Source organism: Ohtaekwangia sp., from assembly GCF_036568665.1.
Lineage (GTDB): Bacteria > Bacteroidota > Bacteroidia > Cytophagales > Cyclobacteriaceae > Ohtaekwangia.
In genome coordinates this window covers 20,264-37,601 of sequence record NZ_DATCSD010000050.1, presented here as the reverse complement: position 1 = coordinate 37,601, position 17,338 = coordinate 20,264, and the positions used below count along the sequence as shown (strand labels likewise).

The 17,338-nt window shown below is 43.7% G+C and carries 17 protein-coding genes; 11 read left to right on the top strand and 6 right to left on the bottom strand.

Going from position 1 to position 17,338, the window contains the following annotated elements; genetic code table 11:
- Positions 1-442 precede the first annotated feature (442 nt).
- Positions 443-1,780 carry a TAXI family TRAP transporter solute-binding subunit gene (locus tag VIN08_RS02590; protein ID WP_331959770.1) on the top strand — a complete coding sequence of 446 codons (1,338 nt, stop codon included), beginning with the start codon at positions 443-445 and terminating at the stop codon, positions 1,778-1,780.
- Here the strand turns inward: VIN08_RS02590 and VIN08_RS02585 are convergent, their stop codons facing one another.
- On the bottom strand, positions 1,781-3,310 hold the full coding sequence (locus VIN08_RS02585; protein ID WP_331959767.1) for an MFS transporter: 1,530 nt from the start codon (positions 3,308-3,310) through the stop codon (positions 1,781-1,783).
- Positions 3,311-3,513: 203 nt separating this feature from the next.
- A complete protein-coding gene (locus VIN08_RS02580; protein ID WP_331959765.1) occupies positions 3,514-3,915 on the bottom strand; it encodes a helix-turn-helix domain-containing protein in 402 nt (133 codons plus the stop codon).
- An 89-nt stretch (positions 3,916-4,004) separates the two neighbouring features.
- Between VIN08_RS02580 and VIN08_RS02575 the strand changes: the two genes are divergently transcribed.
- Positions 4,005-4,922: an NAD(P)H-binding protein gene (locus VIN08_RS02575; protein ID WP_331959762.1), complete on the top strand. Its 918-nt coding sequence runs from the start codon at positions 4,005-4,007 to the stop codon at positions 4,920-4,922.
- Between the two features lie 292 nt (positions 4,923-5,214).
- On the opposite strand, the gene VIN08_RS02570 is transcribed toward VIN08_RS02575, so the two are convergent.
- A complete protein-coding gene (locus VIN08_RS02570) occupies positions 5,215-6,333 on the bottom strand; it encodes a Gfo/Idh/MocA family oxidoreductase (RefSeq protein ID WP_331959759.1) in 1,119 nt (372 codons plus the stop codon).
- A gap of 238 nt (positions 6,334-6,571) precedes the next feature.
- Between VIN08_RS02570 and VIN08_RS02565 the strand changes: the two genes are divergently transcribed.
- Together VIN08_RS02565 and VIN08_RS02560 are read left to right on the top strand one after the other, a co-directional pair.
- Complete coding sequence (locus VIN08_RS02565) at positions 6,572-6,817, top strand: hypothetical protein (RefSeq protein ID WP_331959756.1); 246 nt, start codon at positions 6,572-6,574, stop codon at positions 6,815-6,817.
- Positions 6,818-7,021: 204 nt separating this feature from the next.
- Positions 7,022-8,875 (top strand): tandem-95 repeat protein, encoded by a 1,854-nt coding sequence (locus VIN08_RS02560; RefSeq protein ID WP_331959753.1) that lies wholly within the window; start codon positions 7,022-7,024, stop codon positions 8,873-8,875.
- Between the two features lie 289 nt (positions 8,876-9,164).
- On the opposite strand, the gene VIN08_RS02555 is transcribed toward VIN08_RS02560, so the two are convergent.
- A complete protein-coding gene (locus tag VIN08_RS02555) occupies positions 9,165-9,590 on the bottom strand; it encodes an OsmC family protein (RefSeq protein WP_414693235.1) in 426 nt (141 codons plus the stop codon).
- Between the two features lie 313 nt (positions 9,591-9,903).
- Between VIN08_RS02555 and VIN08_RS02550 the strand changes: the two genes are divergently transcribed.
- The 5 genes from VIN08_RS02550 (at position 9,904) to VIN08_RS02530 (ending at position 13,878) form a co-directional block, all read left to right on the top strand.
- Positions 9,904-10,596 (top strand): response regulator transcription factor, encoded by a 693-nt coding sequence (locus VIN08_RS02550; RefSeq protein ID WP_331959747.1) that lies wholly within the window; start codon positions 9,904-9,906, stop codon positions 10,594-10,596.
- Positions 10,593-11,972: a HAMP domain-containing sensor histidine kinase gene (locus tag VIN08_RS02545; RefSeq protein WP_331959744.1), complete on the top strand. Its 1,380-nt coding sequence runs from the start codon at positions 10,593-10,595 to the stop codon at positions 11,970-11,972. Before VIN08_RS02550 ends, VIN08_RS02545 begins: the two co-directional genes overlap by 4 nt.
- A gap of 112 nt (positions 11,973-12,084) precedes the next feature.
- Positions 12,085-12,567, top strand: a complete 483-nt coding sequence (locus tag VIN08_RS02540; protein ID WP_331959741.1) for a hypothetical protein — start codon at positions 12,085-12,087, stop codon at positions 12,565-12,567.
- A gap of 34 nt (positions 12,568-12,601) precedes the next feature.
- Complete coding sequence (locus tag VIN08_RS02535) at positions 12,602-13,063, top strand: hypothetical protein (protein WP_331959738.1); 462 nt, start codon at positions 12,602-12,604, stop codon at positions 13,061-13,063.
- A 2-nt stretch (positions 13,064-13,065) separates the two neighbouring features.
- On the top strand, positions 13,066-13,878 hold the full coding sequence (locus tag VIN08_RS02530; protein WP_331959735.1) for a YoaK family protein: 813 nt from the start codon (positions 13,066-13,068) through the stop codon (positions 13,876-13,878).
- Between the two features lie 32 nt (positions 13,879-13,910).
- Here VIN08_RS02530 and VIN08_RS02525 read toward each other — a convergent pair whose 3' ends face one another.
- The gene (locus VIN08_RS02525) at positions 13,911-14,324 is read right to left on the bottom strand and encodes a VOC family protein (RefSeq protein WP_331959732.1); all 414 of its coding nucleotides are present in this window, start codon (positions 14,322-14,324) and stop codon (positions 13,911-13,913) included.
- Positions 14,325-14,708: 384 nt separating this feature from the next.
- On the opposite strand from VIN08_RS02525, the gene VIN08_RS02520 reads away from it, so the two are divergent.
- The gene (locus tag VIN08_RS02520; RefSeq protein WP_331959729.1) at positions 14,709-15,209 is read left to right on the top strand and encodes a hypothetical protein; all 501 of its coding nucleotides are present in this window, start codon (positions 14,709-14,711) and stop codon (positions 15,207-15,209) included.
- Between the two features lie 130 nt (positions 15,210-15,339).
- Here the strand turns inward: VIN08_RS02520 and VIN08_RS02515 are convergent, their stop codons facing one another.
- Complete coding sequence (locus tag VIN08_RS02515; protein WP_331959727.1) at positions 15,340-16,659, bottom strand: APC family permease; 1,320 nt, start codon at positions 16,657-16,659, stop codon at positions 15,340-15,342.
- A gap of 363 nt (positions 16,660-17,022) precedes the next feature.
- Between VIN08_RS02515 and VIN08_RS02510 the strand changes: the two genes are divergently transcribed.
- The gene (locus VIN08_RS02510) at positions 17,023-17,310 is read left to right on the top strand and encodes a hypothetical protein (RefSeq protein ID WP_331959724.1); all 288 of its coding nucleotides are present in this window, start codon (positions 17,023-17,025) and stop codon (positions 17,308-17,310) included.
- The last annotated feature ends 28 nt before the right edge of the window (positions 17,311-17,338 follow it).

Sequence of the window (17,338 nt, the reverse complement as noted above, 5' to 3'; positions counted from 1 at the left end):
TATTTTATTGTTAACAAAGATCAGTTTATGAATTTCAAAGATTTGCGTGGCGGCATTCCCGGTCTCACAGGTTACACCAACATGAAGTTGTGGTGAATACATCATTATACAAAACGCTATATAGGTACGACACCTTTTCGTTTACAGCAACAGAATTTTACATACAGCTTTATACCGTTCGTCAATATTTTTACCTAAACACTATATAAATAAAGCAGGGCAGCCAACCTTTTAACTTTACTCCACGTACTGTTGCCAGCGATATAAAATATCTGCAGCTTTGCACCAAGAACTTACCAATATGTACGATTCATCCATGTTCATATCATTCGCGATGTCTATCACTATAAATCAATCGGTTATCTGATTTTTATAGGCTGATGCGGAGAATAGATGTATGCCCTGTTCCTGCAATACTTTTAATAACCCACGACCTGACTCTATGCCGAGACCTATATTGGCCATTTTACTGTTTTGCCTGCTGGCGAGCTGCCAGCAAAAGAACAAGCTTACTGTATTAACAGACCACTATGAAAAACAACCTGCCGGCAATTCGGTAGTCCGGTCGTTATCCCATGTATTGCAACCGGTTAATATACATCTGCAGGAAGTAGTTGACACCGCCAGCCAGGAGCGTATACTTTTAGAACAGGTGAGTGCCGGCAAGGCCGATATGGCTATTGTGAAAAATGATATTGTTATTAATGACTCGCTATCCGATCTGCGTACAGTCATGCCGTTGTTTCCGGATGTATTGCTGATCCTGTATAAGAAAGATGAAGCTCACCCGACATTAACCGGGCTGATGCAGCAGGGGCAGGTTATGATCATTACTGATAAACAGGAGGAACTACCCCTGATTAACTCTTTCCTGGAACACATACGCCTGGAACCAGCGCATGTAACGCATCTTAAAAATTCGCAGGAGCCCAGAACTATAAAGTATGCTGTTGAACACGGTCAGGTAATTATACTGTTCTCTTCGCTCAACAATCCGCAGATCGCTGCTCTGTTAAAAGAGCATGCTGATTTTACACTCTATGAAATAGCGCAGCCGCAGGAAGACAAGGGCTCGGTGATCAATGGTTTTTGCATGAAGTTTCCACAGGTAATACCACACGTTATTCCGGCCGGTATATTTCGCGGGTTCCCTGAGAAACCGATCTATACCTTTGCCACCTACGATGTATTGGTTTGCCATAAAAATATACAGCCCGAGGTGATCTACGATCTTAGCAAAAGTATATTTCATGCTGAAGCAAGACTGGCACAGGATAATTTTGAGTTTGGCATGCTCACGGAAAATTTCAACAACCATACATTTATATTTCCGCTGCACGAAGGTACTCTGGATTACTTGAACAGAAACCAGCCAAGTTTCTGGGAACGTTACTCGGAATTTCTGGGATTGATCGTTACGATACTGGTGGTATCCGGTGGTGCTGTGTCAACCATATATCGCAAGCTGCAACAGCGAAAGAAAGACAAGATTGATGAATACTATAAGAAGGTGATTGATATAGGAGACAAGGCACACTCCGAAATGATTACCGGTCATGAATTGCGAAAGATGCTCTTCGAATTGTTCGTGTTGCGTAATCGTGCGTTCCAGTTATTGGTAGATGAACGTATTGATGCAAATAACAGCTTTGTTATATTCCTGTTATTGCTGCAGTCCACGGTGCAGTATATTGAATCGCGGGCAGACCAGTACAGCATAAAGGATTACGCTATTCTTCCCTTTGAAGAAATCAAGAAAGCGGATTCGATCGAAGACTGATCACTTGCCGTTGGATGATCTGTTCAGAGTCGTCACGATAAAAAATACGATCATCAATATAATGGCAGCAGAAGCCAACAGTGCAGCTGTATGAAAAGATTCCAGAAAAGCTGATCGTGCGTGTACCAGTAGCGTTGTGCTGCTCTGGTTGGGCATCTGCTGAGACGCTGCCCATGCTCCGCCCAATGTATTGCGTGCTTCTTCTGTTACAACTTCGGAAGCGGGCAGCATTTCACTGCGATATACTGCCGTTCCTATACTCCCCAATAATGCCACACCCAGTGCTGAACCAAAAGTAGTGCTGCTCTCTGATATACCCGATACTGCACCGGCCTGTTCATGAGGCGCTACGGATACAACCATATCTATACCCAGCGTAACGATAAATCCACAGCCGAGGCTAAGACAGGTGGATGCTATAATGAGTACGATCAGACTTGTATCGGCCTCGAGTTGCGTAAATATCAGCATGCCCGCCAGCATAATGATATTCCCCAATATGATCGTTGCCGTTCGGGGAATCCAACGGAGAGTCTGGGGGGCGAGCATACAACCTGCCATCGTTATAGCGGCAGGCAGCAGGGTAAGAAGTCCGGAGATCATAGGCGTAAGTCCTAATACTAACTGCAGGTATTGAGCAACGAATAAATATAGTCCTGACCAGCAGAAGAGTCCGAGGAAGAGTGTTGCCAGTGTAGCGCTGAAGGTGGGTATCGAAAACAACCGAAGGTTTATCAGCGGATTACGAATGATTTTTTGAGCATATAGAAATATACTTATCAGTAATATACCGGCTGCTATACTGATCCATGCGGCAAATTTTTCTATACCGGATTCCGCTATATATTTAATGCCATACGTTACTGATAGCATGCCTGCTAACAATAATACAGCGCTCAACAGGCTGAATTGTTTCGCTTCCGTATCACGATATTCCGGCAGCAGGCCGGATGCCAGGAGAAACAGGAACATAAGGGGAACACTGATCAGAAATACAGAGCCCCACCAGAAGTGTGTCAGCAAAACGCCACCGATCAATGGTCCCAGCATTGTGCCGCCCGAGTAGCAGGCGGTATATATACCAAAGGCGATTGTGCGCTGTCGCTCATCCTGAAACATGTTTCGTATAAGCGAAAGTGTGCAGGGGAGTATAATAGCACCTGTTATGCCCAGTATAGCTCTTGCAGCGATCAGCAGGTTAGCGCTACCGGCAAAGGCGGCCATTACCGAAGCTATGGCAAAGAGAACAAACCCGATGGTAAGCAAACGCTTTCTGCCGATGCGATCACCGAGCGCGCCCATAATGATAAGAAAACCACCTTCCATGAAAGTATATATATCGGTAATCCACAACAATTGCGCACCGGTAGGTTTAAGCGATGCACTGAGCGAAGGTATAGCAAGGTATGTAACCGTAGCGTCCATCGATACCAGCAAGGTTGGCAAAGCCAGCACTGCGAGACCTGTCCATTCCCTGCGGCCTGCGAGCGAAGACACAGGCGAGGAGAGTAGTGTTGCTTCTGTTTCCATGATTGATGGGTGAGAAATCAAAACTACAAAAGAGAGCCTGCACACAACAGGGGTGAGTACGACAAAAAGGAAGGCTGAATGCGGTGCGTTGTTCGATATTCGTTAACTGTTATCCGTTATCCCTTAATTGTAAAACAAGTTGATGCTCAACGAGCGCATTCCTCACTTCAACATTCGTTAATCGGTGTTTTACGAGGTATATATCAATGTATACCGGGAAAGTTCTTCAGGTTTCGGGCAAAGGTCTTTGCATTTTTTCCGCTGTTCTCAACAGCCCACACCGCCATAGCATACAGCACCGGTTTGAAACCAAGACCTGATTCGGTAAGACTGTATGTAACGTGTGGCGGCACCACAGGCTTTGCCTTTCGGCGCACAAGTTTATCGGCCTCGAGTTGCTTTAAGTGCTGGATCAATACTTTTTCAGTAATAGAGGGTATAGCTTTGCGCAGATCGCTATAACGTTTATCGCCCGACAGTAATTGAAAGAGAATGATCGGCTTCCAGTACCCGCCAATCTTTTCCATCACATAGGTAACAGGACATTCCTGGAACGCGGTCTTCTTATTGGCTTGTATCGTAGAGCTTTCTTTTACTTTTGTCATATACAGGGTAAACCTACTTCAGGGTAAGTACTTGTACAAAAGTAAGTACTGGAATACGTTTGTCATATCAAACTATAAAAATAGATTATATGAACATTACCATTACAGGTTCTCTGGGCAATATAGGCCGGAGACTTACTAAAACGTTGATTGCAAAAGGGTATAGGGTTACCGTTGTAAGCCACAACCATGAACGTGCAAAAGAGATTGAAGCATTGCAGGCTATACCCGCCATCGGTTCGTTACAGGATACCGACTTCCTGTTGCGAGCTTTTAACGAAGCAGATGCCGTATATCTCATGATACCGCCAGACCCTGCAGCTAATGATATGCGGCAATATATCCGGAGCATGGGTGAACGATATGCGCGCGTAATTGCGACAGCGGGTATACGTTACGTGGTAAACCTCAGCAGTATAGGAGCACATCTGCCTGCCGGAGCAGGCCCCGCAGGACCAAACTATTATGTTGAACAAACACTGAATGCATTATCGGGTACAAACGTGCTGCATCTCAGACCCGGAATGTTCTATACTAATTTTCTGGGTGCCATCAATATGATCCGCTATCAAAATATACTGGGCAATAATTTTGATGCATCGGTAAACATGGTGCTGTCGCATCCACACGATATAGCTGATGTTGCTGCAGATGCATTGGATAAACTCTCCTTTACGGGAAAGAGCGTGCGCTATATAGCGGGTGATGAAAAGAATGGAAGCGAGATCGTACAAATACTGGGTCATGCCATTGATCAGCCCGACCTTGCCTGGGTAAATTTTACCGATGAACAGATGCTGAAGGGCATGACGCAGAACGGATTAACCGAAGAGATGGCGCGGGTATATATACTGGAAATCGGTAAGGCGCTGAGAGAAAATACACTGCTGGATGATTATCAGAGAAATAAGCATGAGGCATACGGCACAATACATCTGAAAGATTTTGCGAATGAGTTTGCTGTTGCTTACCAGGCAACATCTCCTGCAACCCTCAATGCCAAATAATCTGCCTTTACAAGAAATTTAGAAAGAGAAAACAGTATAAATGAAAAATGGAGCATTACCCGTCCGGTTATGCTCCATCTTAATTAACCTAACCCTTACCTATAAACATATGAGGTAAAAGAATAGGTCAAAACTATATATTGGAATGTTAACTGTCCTTTAAAAATCCTTAAATTAGACAAAAGGATATATTCCACCCATCATGGCGCTATTACGATATATGACTGGTTCTCCTCTCAAAAGTCACTCGTTGCGCAACCTTGAACATGAAACGTTGAACGATGAATGAACATCAAAGCTTCAGGTCTACTTTCTTTCCACTTGCCACTGCCTGATAAATAGCATCTACAATCTTCATGTCCTTTAATCCTTCCTCACCATCTACCGGCACAACGGGTTGTTTACCCTGAAGAATAATACCTGCCATTTCATCCATTTGTATGGTTTGGTGGGTAGTGTGCGGTTGTGTCAGTTCACCGAGGTGTGTCCGTCCTTTTATCGGGCCATAGCCTGTGGATGGTTGCAGTTCGGCATAACCTTTCTCTCCATCAAGGAAGAAGCGATCAAGGCTATTCATGCTATACGTTGAGAGACACGATGCTACAGCGCCACCGGGAAATCCCAACTGGAACTGGATGGTTTCATCAACTCCTTCCTTAAATTTCTGCGGATTGTTTTTGGTTTCCTGTGCCGTAACCCATATCGGATCTTCACCAACCATATAGCGCGAACCATTGATAGAATATATACCTATATCCATCATGGCACCACCACCGGCCAGTTGTTTATTTAAACGCCACTGATTGGGATCACCAATGGTAAATCCGGATAACCCCTGAAAGAAAAGTATCTTGCCGAACTCACCGCTCTTGCGCATACGGATTATTTCCAGTGTCTTCGGTTCAAAGTGCATGCGGTAGCCGATCAGTAATTTTACATTTGCTTTTTTACAGGCATCTACCATCTCCTGTGCCTCACGTGCATTTACCGACATCGGTTTTTCGCAGATAGCATGTTTACCGGCTTTGGCCACACGTATTACCTGGCTGTGATGCAAAGCGTTGGGTGTTATCACATACACAGCATCTATATCCGGGTTGTTCTTTATGTTGTCGAAGTTCTCGTAGTTGTAACAGTTCTTCTCGGGTATACCATATTTACTTTGCCAATCTTTTATCTTGGAGGGCGTACCGCTGATAACACCGGTAAGCTTGGCATACTTGCATGTCTGCATCGCTTCGGCTACACGCGTTCCGTAGCCGCCAAGTCCCATAATCGCTACGCGCAAAACGGGTCCTTCATAAGCACGATCATACGGTTGCCCGATGTTCTCTGATTTGAATGACGACAGCAACGGTAGTGCGAGAGCAGAAGCAGTAATTTTTTGAAGAAAGTCTCTGCGAGAATTCATGAGTGTTTGGGGTTGAGTTGATTGATTAAAACAAGCTATTGTAATCCAGTCGCTTATTAACAATGTATTACACGGAGTGAAATATAACAGGATGTGCGGATAATTCGCAATAGCTCATCTGTCTGCGTCCACGCTCATTCTTTGAGAAGCCCGTGGAATAGTAGTATCGGTACACATCAGGAGCGATATTCGCATGGCATGGTTTTATACCCTTCACCGGTATAGTAAATAAAGAGATATGTCGACCGTGAATATACCCGAAGCAGATTCCGTGAGCTATAGAGAGTTTCAGGAAGGCAATCCTGTACAGGTGCGGGCCGTAGCATCACCGGGACAGGAGCGTGAATTTGAGAAAGGAAAACAAATCAGTATATCCCATCAGAATATGAAAGCCACTGCCGTGATTGTATCTGATCCGATTGAAATTACCAATCAAAGCGAGTCTGGAAGAAAAGTGTTTTCGCTGATTGTCGAAAAAACCTGATGGTAGTTGTGATATATATACTGCATCCGGTTCATTCTCTACGATTCAACTCCGGGTGTGGAATAGTCTACGCTATAGGTATATCTAAAAAAAGTATGCCGATATATAAAGCCTTTTATAATCGATCGATTGCTATGATGCATCACTAGACCCTTGACAGAAAGTGAAATGGTGCGGGAATAATATTTTAGTATATCATTTACTATGCGTTATATCTTTATCTGCTTCCTGTTTCTTATTGGATCTGCCTATATATCTGTTGCCGTGGCACAGGGCAAAAGGCCAAAAATAACCGGGCAGGATCCGGCCAGCACAAACGAAGAACAATCCTATACGATTGAGTTAACGGATCTGGATGTAACAGACAAAGATGATTTTCTATATCCCTGGGGATTTACCCTCGCTGTATATCCCGGTAATAACTATACAGTAACAGGAAGTACCGTAACACCCGTTCTTAATTTCACCGGAACGTTGTCGGTACCCGTAACGGTAAACGATGGTAAACAAGACAGCGAAAAGTATAACTTCCTGATTACCGTAAATCCGATAAACGATGCGCCTGTTATCACCGGTCAGACAGCGTTGCAAACTACTGCAGGCACAGCCATCGCGATCAAGCTGGCCAATCTTACCGTCACTGATCCAGACAATAGTTACCCAACCGGTTTCTCACTGGCTATAGCAGCAGGTTCTGATTATACAGTAAGCGGAAACACCGTAACACCCGCTGCCGGATTTACCGGTAGCCTTACCGTTGGTGTTACCGTAAGCGATGGTGCCCTTAGCAGCAATCTTTACAACCTGAAGATTACGGTAGTACCTGGAAACGTAAAACCTGTTATTACCGGGCAGGTGGCATTGAGCACTGCTAAAAATAAAGCAATTACGCTGCAGCTATCGAACCTTACCGTAACTGATCCGGATGATGCATATCCGGGCAGTTTTACCATGACTGTAGCAGGCGGCAGTAATTATAGTGTGTCTGGTAAAACCGTTACACCTGCGCAGAATTTTACGGGTACACTTTCTGTGCCTGTTACGGTAAATGACGGACAGACGAACAGTGATCCTTATAGCGTAAAGATCAATGTAACCAACGAGTTGGTAATTACCGGCCAGGCTACTCTCGCCACCAACGAAGATCAGGCCATTACACTCAAGCTGTCCGATCTCGTGGTGAACGATCCTTCCAATACATATCCGGACGGTTTCACTATTCAACTCTCATCCGGAGAAAATTATACTGTGACTGATCAGCAAATTATACCCGCTGCTAACTTTAATGGCAACTTGTCGGTAGGTGTGAAGGTAAGCAACGGTACGGCTACCAGCGGAGTATACCAGGTAAAGATCACGGTTAACCCGGTAAACGATCCTCCTGAAATTGTTGCATGGGAAACAGACCCATTGCTTTATACGGTTACACATGAACCTGTTCTTATCTCCAAGACGCTGGATATACAGGATGTTGATGACAAATCGCTGGTGCTGGCGGAGATCAGCTTTCCAGCCGAAACCTATCATAGCGGAGCCGATGAATTGATCTTTCAAAACACCAGTGCGATCCATGGTATATATGATTCTCTGAAAGGAGTGTTATCACTGATTGGTACAGCTTCCCTCGAAGCATACCGCGATGCAATCCGGTCCGTAAAATATAATTATGCGAATGTAGACGATCCTCAAATTGAATCGAAGAAGATATATATCCGTCTGAACGATGGCAAGGCCTTCAGCAACCAGTATGAACGCGAGCTTGTTCTGCTGGAAGAGATCAGCTTTGATATACCCAATGGCTTTACTCCCAACAACGATGCGGCCAATGATACCTGGCATGTAAGGCCAACCAAACACCCCGAGCGATTTGAAAGAACCCAGATACGGGTATATAATAAAAGAGGCTCGCTTGTGTTTGAAACAACAGGTTTTACCAAAGAGTGGGATGGACGATGGAATGGCGAACTGTTACCACCCGATACCTATTACTATACTATTGATCTGAACCTGACCTATCTCACTAATAAATACAAAGGCATTGTTACGATTCTGCATTAATATTTCCGCGAAGCGCATATACTATATATTTGCTATTCGTTATCCGTACGCGCGTTTGTCCTTTCAAGATATCTCTGCATAACATCGAAATTTCAGAGCAATCAAAATATAGTTTTACACAGCTTTCTTCCATCATCTATGCAGACTACTATTACCTAAAGGCCTTACTGCGAATGAAGAGAATAAAGAAGATATACTGAGAATAGTTATTGCTCAAAAATAAAGAAGGCGATCATTGGAGTGATCGCCTTCTTCTTATGTCAGCTATACCAGCATCTGCTTTTCGGCATTAGTAAGTAACGTTGAGAGTAATCGGTACACTGCTAAGTGCCTTGGATATAGGGCAGTTTTCTTTCGCTCCGTTAGCGATAACTTTGAATTGATCAGCCGACAGATTAGCGATGGGCGCTGCCACCAGGTCGAGTGTAATACCTGTAATCTTGAGTGCATTGGTATCAAACTCTACAGTAGCTTTCGTGTCGAGGTTACCGGCTGTATGGCCGGCCTGCATCAGGGCAGCGCTCAATGCCATGGTAAAGCAGCCAGCGTGTGCTGCACCGATCAGTTCTTCAGGGTTGGTTCCTACACCATCGGCAAAGCGGGTGTTGAATGAATATTGTGTTTTGTTAAGGGTTGTGCTTTGGGTGGTTATATCTCCTTTACCGGCTTTAAGATCGCCACTCCAATGTGCACTTGCTGTTCTTTTCATAGTGATAACATTTAGTTAATGTAAAATATAGTTTGAGTTGTTTGTGATCCAGGCAACAATCTACTAACGAATTTTGTCGATTACAATTCTCGTTTTTCACCGGATGTAAATTTATCGGACAGGTATATTGGTTTGATACTCGTTGATGATTCTTTATTCAACAGGAGCCGGTAGTTTTTTACAATACAATCCGGCATTCTTCAACTGGTCAACAGAGGGAGCGAAGCATATCATTTAGCGGAAGGCGAGCGCTGCCCCGCACGGAAAATGAATCAATAAAAAGTATTTTACTTATTTTGGCATCACTGAACAGTAATACATGAAACGGATTCTGTTAATAGAAGACGAGAGTAGCGTGGTATCTTTCATCAAGAAAGGACTTTCGGAAGAGGGCTACGAAGTGAGTGTCGCGCTCAACGGCAGTCAGGGAGCCCATATGGCCATGACGTACGAGTATGATGTTATTATACTCGACATTATGCTGCCGGATAAGAACGGCCTGGAGATATGCAAAGAGATACGAAGCTATAATAAAAAAGTGGCCATACTGTTTCTCACCGCGTTGGGTACCGCCGAAAATATAGTGCTGGGACTTGAAACAGGAGCTGACGATTACCTCGTAAAGCCCTTTAAATTCATTGAGTTACAGGCGCGGATAAAATCATTACTGCGAAGAACAGATCCGGCACAACTCACTCCAACAACCGAACCTTACCTATACCGGTTTGCTGATATTGAGTTGAATGATCTCACCAAGATTGTAAAGCGTGGCGACTCGGTGATTACATTTACTTCAACCGAATATCGTCTATTACTTTTGTTTATGAAAAATCCGACACGTGTTCTTTCACGGACGGAAATACTGGACCAGGTATGGGGTGTAGACTTTGATATGGGAACAAATGTAGTGGATGTATATGTAAACTACCTGCGAAAGAAGCTGGAACAGAACAATACGTTGCGTGTTATTCATACTGTTATAGGAATGGGATATGTTTTAAAAGAAGAATGAAGACCCGGACACGCATAGCGCTTACGTTCTTTCTGATAACGCTTGCCATTATGATTGTGCTGAGTGGTGCAGTTTATTACTTCGTTATCAAATATACTTTTACCGATTTCTACAAGCGACTTGAAACCCGCGCTGCCGTAGCGGCCGGCATTATGCTGGAGAATGAATCAGCCACAGCATTTCAACAAATGCGCGACCGTATACTGGAAAAATTACCGAAGGAAGAAGACTATATATTTGAAATTACCGAAAACAAAAACTTTCAGAAGGAAGGTGAGGAGCTGCATTTACCGGAAGCATTCTTCAACGATATTATAGCGGGGCAGGTATCACGATATCAAAAGGATAATGTGTTTTTTTCGGGCATCCTGTATCAGAAAGATAATCGCTCCTATATTGTTATCGTATCCGCAGAAAACTATTACTACTCGCATCACCTGGTAAATCTCAGGCGTATTCTGTTACTGGCAATCATTTCTGTTTCGCTGCTCGTGTTTTCAGTTTCTGTTGTTTTTTCGAGATATGTATTTAACCCGGTGCGTGAAATTACCAACCAGGTAAAAGAGATCAATTCACAGAACCTGCATTTGCGTCTCACAACGTCCAGCATTCATGATGATGTGAATGAATTGAAGATGACCTTTAATACGATGCTGGATCGTTTGGAAACATCGTTCGCTACGCAGAATAATTTTATCAGCAACGCATCGCATGAGTTAGGAACACCACTCACCGGTATTATTGGAGAAGCCGATGTAGCACTTTCCAAGAGCCGCGATCCCGAAGAGTATCGCGAGTCGCTCAACATCATTCTGAAGGAAGCCGAACGGCTGGAACGGATTACGCGATCACTTTTATTCCTTGCTCAAACAGGTTTTGATGGCAAAAAGCAAAAGATGGAGATTCTGCGTGTAGACCAACTGTTGTGGGATGTAAAAGAAACGATAGACCGGCTTAATCCCCGAAACAAAGTATATATAGACCTTAGCCTGATACCTGATAATCCGCTGAAGCTAAAGATACTGGGAAATGCGCAACTGCTGCACCTGGCTATTTCCAACATCGTAAGCAACGCCTGTAAATATTCTTCCAATAAAGTTGTTACGCTTTCTATAGGCACTACCGATGAGCACGTGGTAATCGTAGTAAAAGATGTTGGCATTGGTATACCGGAGTCGGAGCTCAAGTATATTTATGATCCATTCTATCGCGCCTCCAACACACAAAACTTTGAAGGCTATGGTATAGGTCTTCCGTTGGCCAGAAACATAGTACGGCAGCACCGGGGGACTATTGTGGTTAACTCGCGTGTAAACGAAGGCACAACGGTACGGCTAACATTTCCCTTTGCCAATATCCGGAATATCAACGCATAATATGGAACCGATGGTTTTCTTAACAGATTTTAATGTTGTTTCAATCACATTCTAATTTCGTTCTTAGACCATCCTAACGCCTCGATGCCACCTTGCGCAAAAGAAAAATTATATGCGCAAGACTATTTTAATACCAACCGATTTTACCGTAATGCCTTTGTTGCTGCTGAGGCACGCGGCCGTATCTGAAAGCAGGGAACTCGATGTGATGTTCCTGTACAGTGCACTGATGCCAGACTCTATCACAGAGCTGTTATTCTATTCTCCGCAGAAGATGCTCGATGAAGCGATGAGCCAGGAGTTTCGTGACGGGTGTGCAATGATCCAGAATAAGTATCCTGAAAAAATTCGGAATATACGTTTCGAAGTATTTCATGGACGAAGCACAGATGCTTTCCGCACGTTGGCAGAATTGCATAAAGTAGAGGAAGTATTGATACCTCGTTCTTATACTTTTCGTCTGGATGAGAATAGCTTAAATCCAATTCCTCTCATACTGAAAAGCGGGGTGGCTGTTAGAGCTATTGAGCTTGAACAGACGGAGTATATTTCTGAAAGCGATCTGCTGGCCGGGTTACTCACAAGCCCGCTATAGACGCAGTTACAGATAATCATATATAGTATAGATTATGAAAGCAGGCTTTATAATTTCAGGTGTTTTGGTGCTTATCATTACCGGACTGGTTTGGGCCAGACAACGGATACAAAGTCCGGAGCAGTTGATCGTTGGTTCGTGGCGTGAACAAGCCTGGGAATACGAGCGGGTGCACGCGCGGAAAGACCTGGAAAAACTCAGGCGCCAGGAACCAATATCGCAGGTAGTAAAAGATCAACTCGGTAAACATCTCATCATTCACTCAGCAGAGCAATGGCTTTTTCGTCCGAACGGAATATTAGTTCTGCAAGGAGCCTCTGCAAAGACCGAGGTGAAATGGAAGATCAAGGGTCGGGGACATATACTCGAACTGGAGTATCACGATCACATGATCGAACACTATAATCTTACGGAACTTACAAGCGAACAGATGGTGCTGAACTTTGATTCAGATATGCAGGTGCGTGGTGTTGCTAAATTAACTTTTAAAAGATAAACGTGCTACGAAGATATAGTAATAGCAGAAACCTGGCTGATAATATCCGCTTGGGTATACTCACCGCTTTTACAGCCGGTATGGTAAACGTTGCTTCCTTTCTTATTTTCCTGTCGTTCTCCTCGAATGTAACCGGCTACTTTGCCATCTTCGCGGCAGAAATAGGAAGAGGTGATTATTATCAGGTGCTGGTAGTGGCCGGCTGGATCGGACTTTTCTTTCTTGGCAGTTTTACTTCTAACCTCATCATCATCCACATCAACCGGAATAAATATATAGCGCACGCTATGCCGCTGGTGCTGGAGATACTTTGCTTGCTTGGTGTAGGAGTATATGGCCAGTTCTTTTACCAGGAAACACTCTCCGAAACTGAAGCTCTATTGTCGTTGATGCTATTTGCTATGGGATTGCAAAATGGATTGACTGCCAGCATCTCTAACTTTGCTGTAAAAACAACACACTTGACTGGCGCCACTACTGATCTGGGTATATTACTGTCAATGTTTACGAAGAAACAATTTCGGAATACGCCAGAACTTACCGGAAAAGCTAAGCTCATTGCTGCTATAACGGTATCATATATAGCGGGGGCCGTTATAGCCAGTCTTACTTACCAGTCACTCCAATTCAAACTATTCTATGTGGTCTGCTCTCTGCTGGTCATTGTAATTGTATACGATGCCTATAAATTGAAACTGCAACGTTATCTCCATCTTACACAAAAGAAAAAGAAGGAAACAACCTATCATCTGCTCAAGCAACCCGGGTATAACGAAAACTACCCGCAGCCAGAGTATAAGAACAAATCCGCATAGCCTAAAAAATATAGCAGGATAACGCTGAAAAATTATCTGGATGGTCGATCCAGGAAGGGTTGGGAAGAGTCAGGTTCTTTACCAAAGCGAAGTATATGTCCGTCCGGATCTTCTATGTGCATCTCCAGTGCCCATGAAAAATTTCCGGGCGGCATTCGTATGGTTACGTCATTCTTCCGGAGGTAATTATATAGCTCTTCTATATCTCCATCGAAGCCAATCCACAACCAGGTACCCGGATTGCCCTGCGCACCCTGGCACAAGTAGATACCAGTGCCATCCCGATTAACACTGGTGAAGCTGTCATCACCCCAAGGTGCTTCCGTAAAGCCGAGCACACCAACATAGAAAGCTCGACTCATCGCCATGCTCTTCACGTACAAAATGGGTTGAATACCTTCCAATCGTATAGGAGGCATCGAGGTTGATGGTGTCTTTTTATCCATAAATATCTGGTTATATAAAAATAATTTTCCGGGTTGTAACCCTCTGTCTGATTTAAGGTATACCGTAATAAGTACTCATTCAGATGAATGAAAAATTATAGTGCTATGAGTGGTGTTGTTGACCGTTTCCCGGTTTTGGGATGTACTTGTGCGGCAACGGACAACTGTGTTGGTATGAAAATTTATATCCCCCATAGTTAGGTATATAATCTTAATATTTTCTTAATGTAAAATGATCTATTTATTAGATACAGATTAAACCTTTATAATCTCTATATACTATTTAGAAAATAATTTACGTTGTAGTACTTTTAGTTAAACTCATTTCAACTGGGGTACGTATACTCCATATTAACTGAACCGAGAAACCACCACGTTAATTATATGGCAGATGTAGCAATTACTATTAGAATATCTTGGGGCGAGGATGAGTTCGCTCAGTCAATAACAGAGATCGGTATCTCCGAACAAGACAATTCTATAGCCAGTATCCTGCTCGGGTCTGAGTTGGTTAAATATACCAGCATTCCTTTTTCGCTTGAGTCGATTATGACGGATGATGAGCGTGGCTATTTCGCAGCGTTTCTCCCTGACGATGACGATGATCAGATGCAAACTATATCAGCCATTGCACCAGCTACTGTTGCTATCGACTTCTTTGAAAAGATCCGAACCAAGCTAAGTAAATTATGCCCTGTCTATTTGCTTCAGGATTTGGGCGATATCGATGAGATCAATCAAACTCCGGAAGAACGGGAGCGGAGTAAAAGAGGAATTATCCTCGATTATCTGAATCTATGGGACTCGTTAAGCCAGATTGTTGGAACATTGAAAACTGCAGATGCTGCTAAATGCAGGGTGCAGTTTATAATGAATTACCACTGAACTTCTCCGTTGTTCCAAATTGCGTGTAGCAAATACGTTGCAACCTTTAATTAGTGAACCGTTGGCAGAAGTATAAAGCCTTTCAAATCAATCAGCATTCTATTACACTCTTGTCTTTCCGGAAGCGACCTTAACGGCGTTGCATTTTGTCCTTTATAAAATATACCAGTAAACCCAGTGTAATAATACCAACACCGGCCGCCACCATCTTTATACCGGTGGAAATCAGAATGCATAACCACATGACAATAGCTATATACACCGGCACAGGGAAGAAAGGCATTTTATAAGGGAAGTGTTTGCGCTTATTGTTAGCCAGCAACAGCAGTCCTACCGCCTGTCCGATAAACTGAACGAGTATACGCATGGCCAGAATAGCACTGATAACATCGCTTAACCGGAAGAGCAAACTGAATATAAATGCTACTGTGCCCAGGAACAGGATAGATACATATGGAAAATTTCCCCGTGGGTGCACACGGGCGAATACTTTAAAGAAAGCGCCATCTACTGCTGCGGCATACGGTATACGACTATAGCCTAATGTAGCGGAGAACACCGATGCAAAGGCAACCAGTAAAATGAGTGCTGTAATGATCTTGCCCGCCAACGGACCGCCCAGGCGATGCATGAACAAGCTGATAACATACTCACTCTGCATCGCTTCGTGCCAGGGTATAACACTAACGATACTGATGTTCATTAACATGTAAAGCACAAATATACCGGCAATCGACATCAACATACTCCGGGGTATATTTCGCGAAGGGTCTATAATATCACCCCCCAGGTGGCAAACGTTATAGTAGCCCAGGTAACTATACACTGTTTTTACAGAAGCAAAACCGATAGCGGCTGCAAAACCATGATTGAGTGTAATACCGTTATTGATTGTTTGCAGCGGCAATAGAAAATTTCCGTGCGTCATACCTTGTCCGATGATCCAGAGGATGGTGCCGATCACAACGATCCACAACAGCACACTAATCTTACCGATGTCTTCAATTTTACGGAACAGCAGAACCACGATAACAATTACAACAGCACCACTCACCATTTTACTTTCCCACGGAGTGAGCGGAGTGAGATATGAGAAATACGAAGCAAACCCGATCGCTGCCGATGCAATTACCAACGGAGCCTGTATAAGCGTTTGCCATACAAACAAGAAGCTCATGACTTTGCCTACCTTTCGGGAAGGGAAAGCTTCTTTCAGAAAATTATAGGATCCACCGGCAAGGGGATAGGCAGCGCCCAACTCACTCCATACTAATGCATCGATAATAGAAAGTATAGCACCGGCCAGCCATGCATATAAAAAATAAGGACCATTCATGATGCCAATCACCATGGGCAGGGTTATAAAGGGACCGATCCCTACCATGTCGGTCATATTGATCGCGGTGGCTTGCAAGAGTCCCAACCGTCTCTCTTTCAACGGTTCAGACATAGAGTATAAATAGCGTAAAGTTCAATCATCAAAAATAGTTGTCGTGTTATTTTCAAAAACTACCGGCTCCCCTAAGTACAGGAAGTGAGTGTGTGAGTGTGTCTGAATTTATAATTACAGCATAACTATACCTTTATCAGGAGCGTTCCCTGTATCGTATAAATTTTTCCTGAGTTCTGAGTCATTCACGCTTTGGAATTTAGCGTATTTCAAAAATGCAGTGCTATCGTTACTGGTAATTATCGCCTTTCCGTAAAGGATTGAATGTTATTTTAATATTAAGCATTTCGTCTCATTTAACGATTTAGCAACACACAGCCTTCATTCTTTTTATGACCTTTGGGGCAGATTTTTCAAAGAGAAGTGAAACCATTCCTGTATGCGCTTATCCTCTTCGTTGCAACAGACGCCTGTCTGCTCAATATAGATTTTAGCCAGTGCCTGGAAGAGGACGAAGTTGAATTTTATGATATAGCATTGGAGACAGCGCACGAACTGTCAATCCAGGTTGGGCGAAGACCGTGGGCAGCACCTATACAAGTCGCTCCCGATACTATATCTGATAAAACACTCACGTTAAACAGCAGCCAGCACGAACCACGGTGCTATAGCACTACTCCTGCAGAAGTAGCTGTAAATTCCGATGCCTGATTTTCAATCGGTGCTATAGTCTGCATTC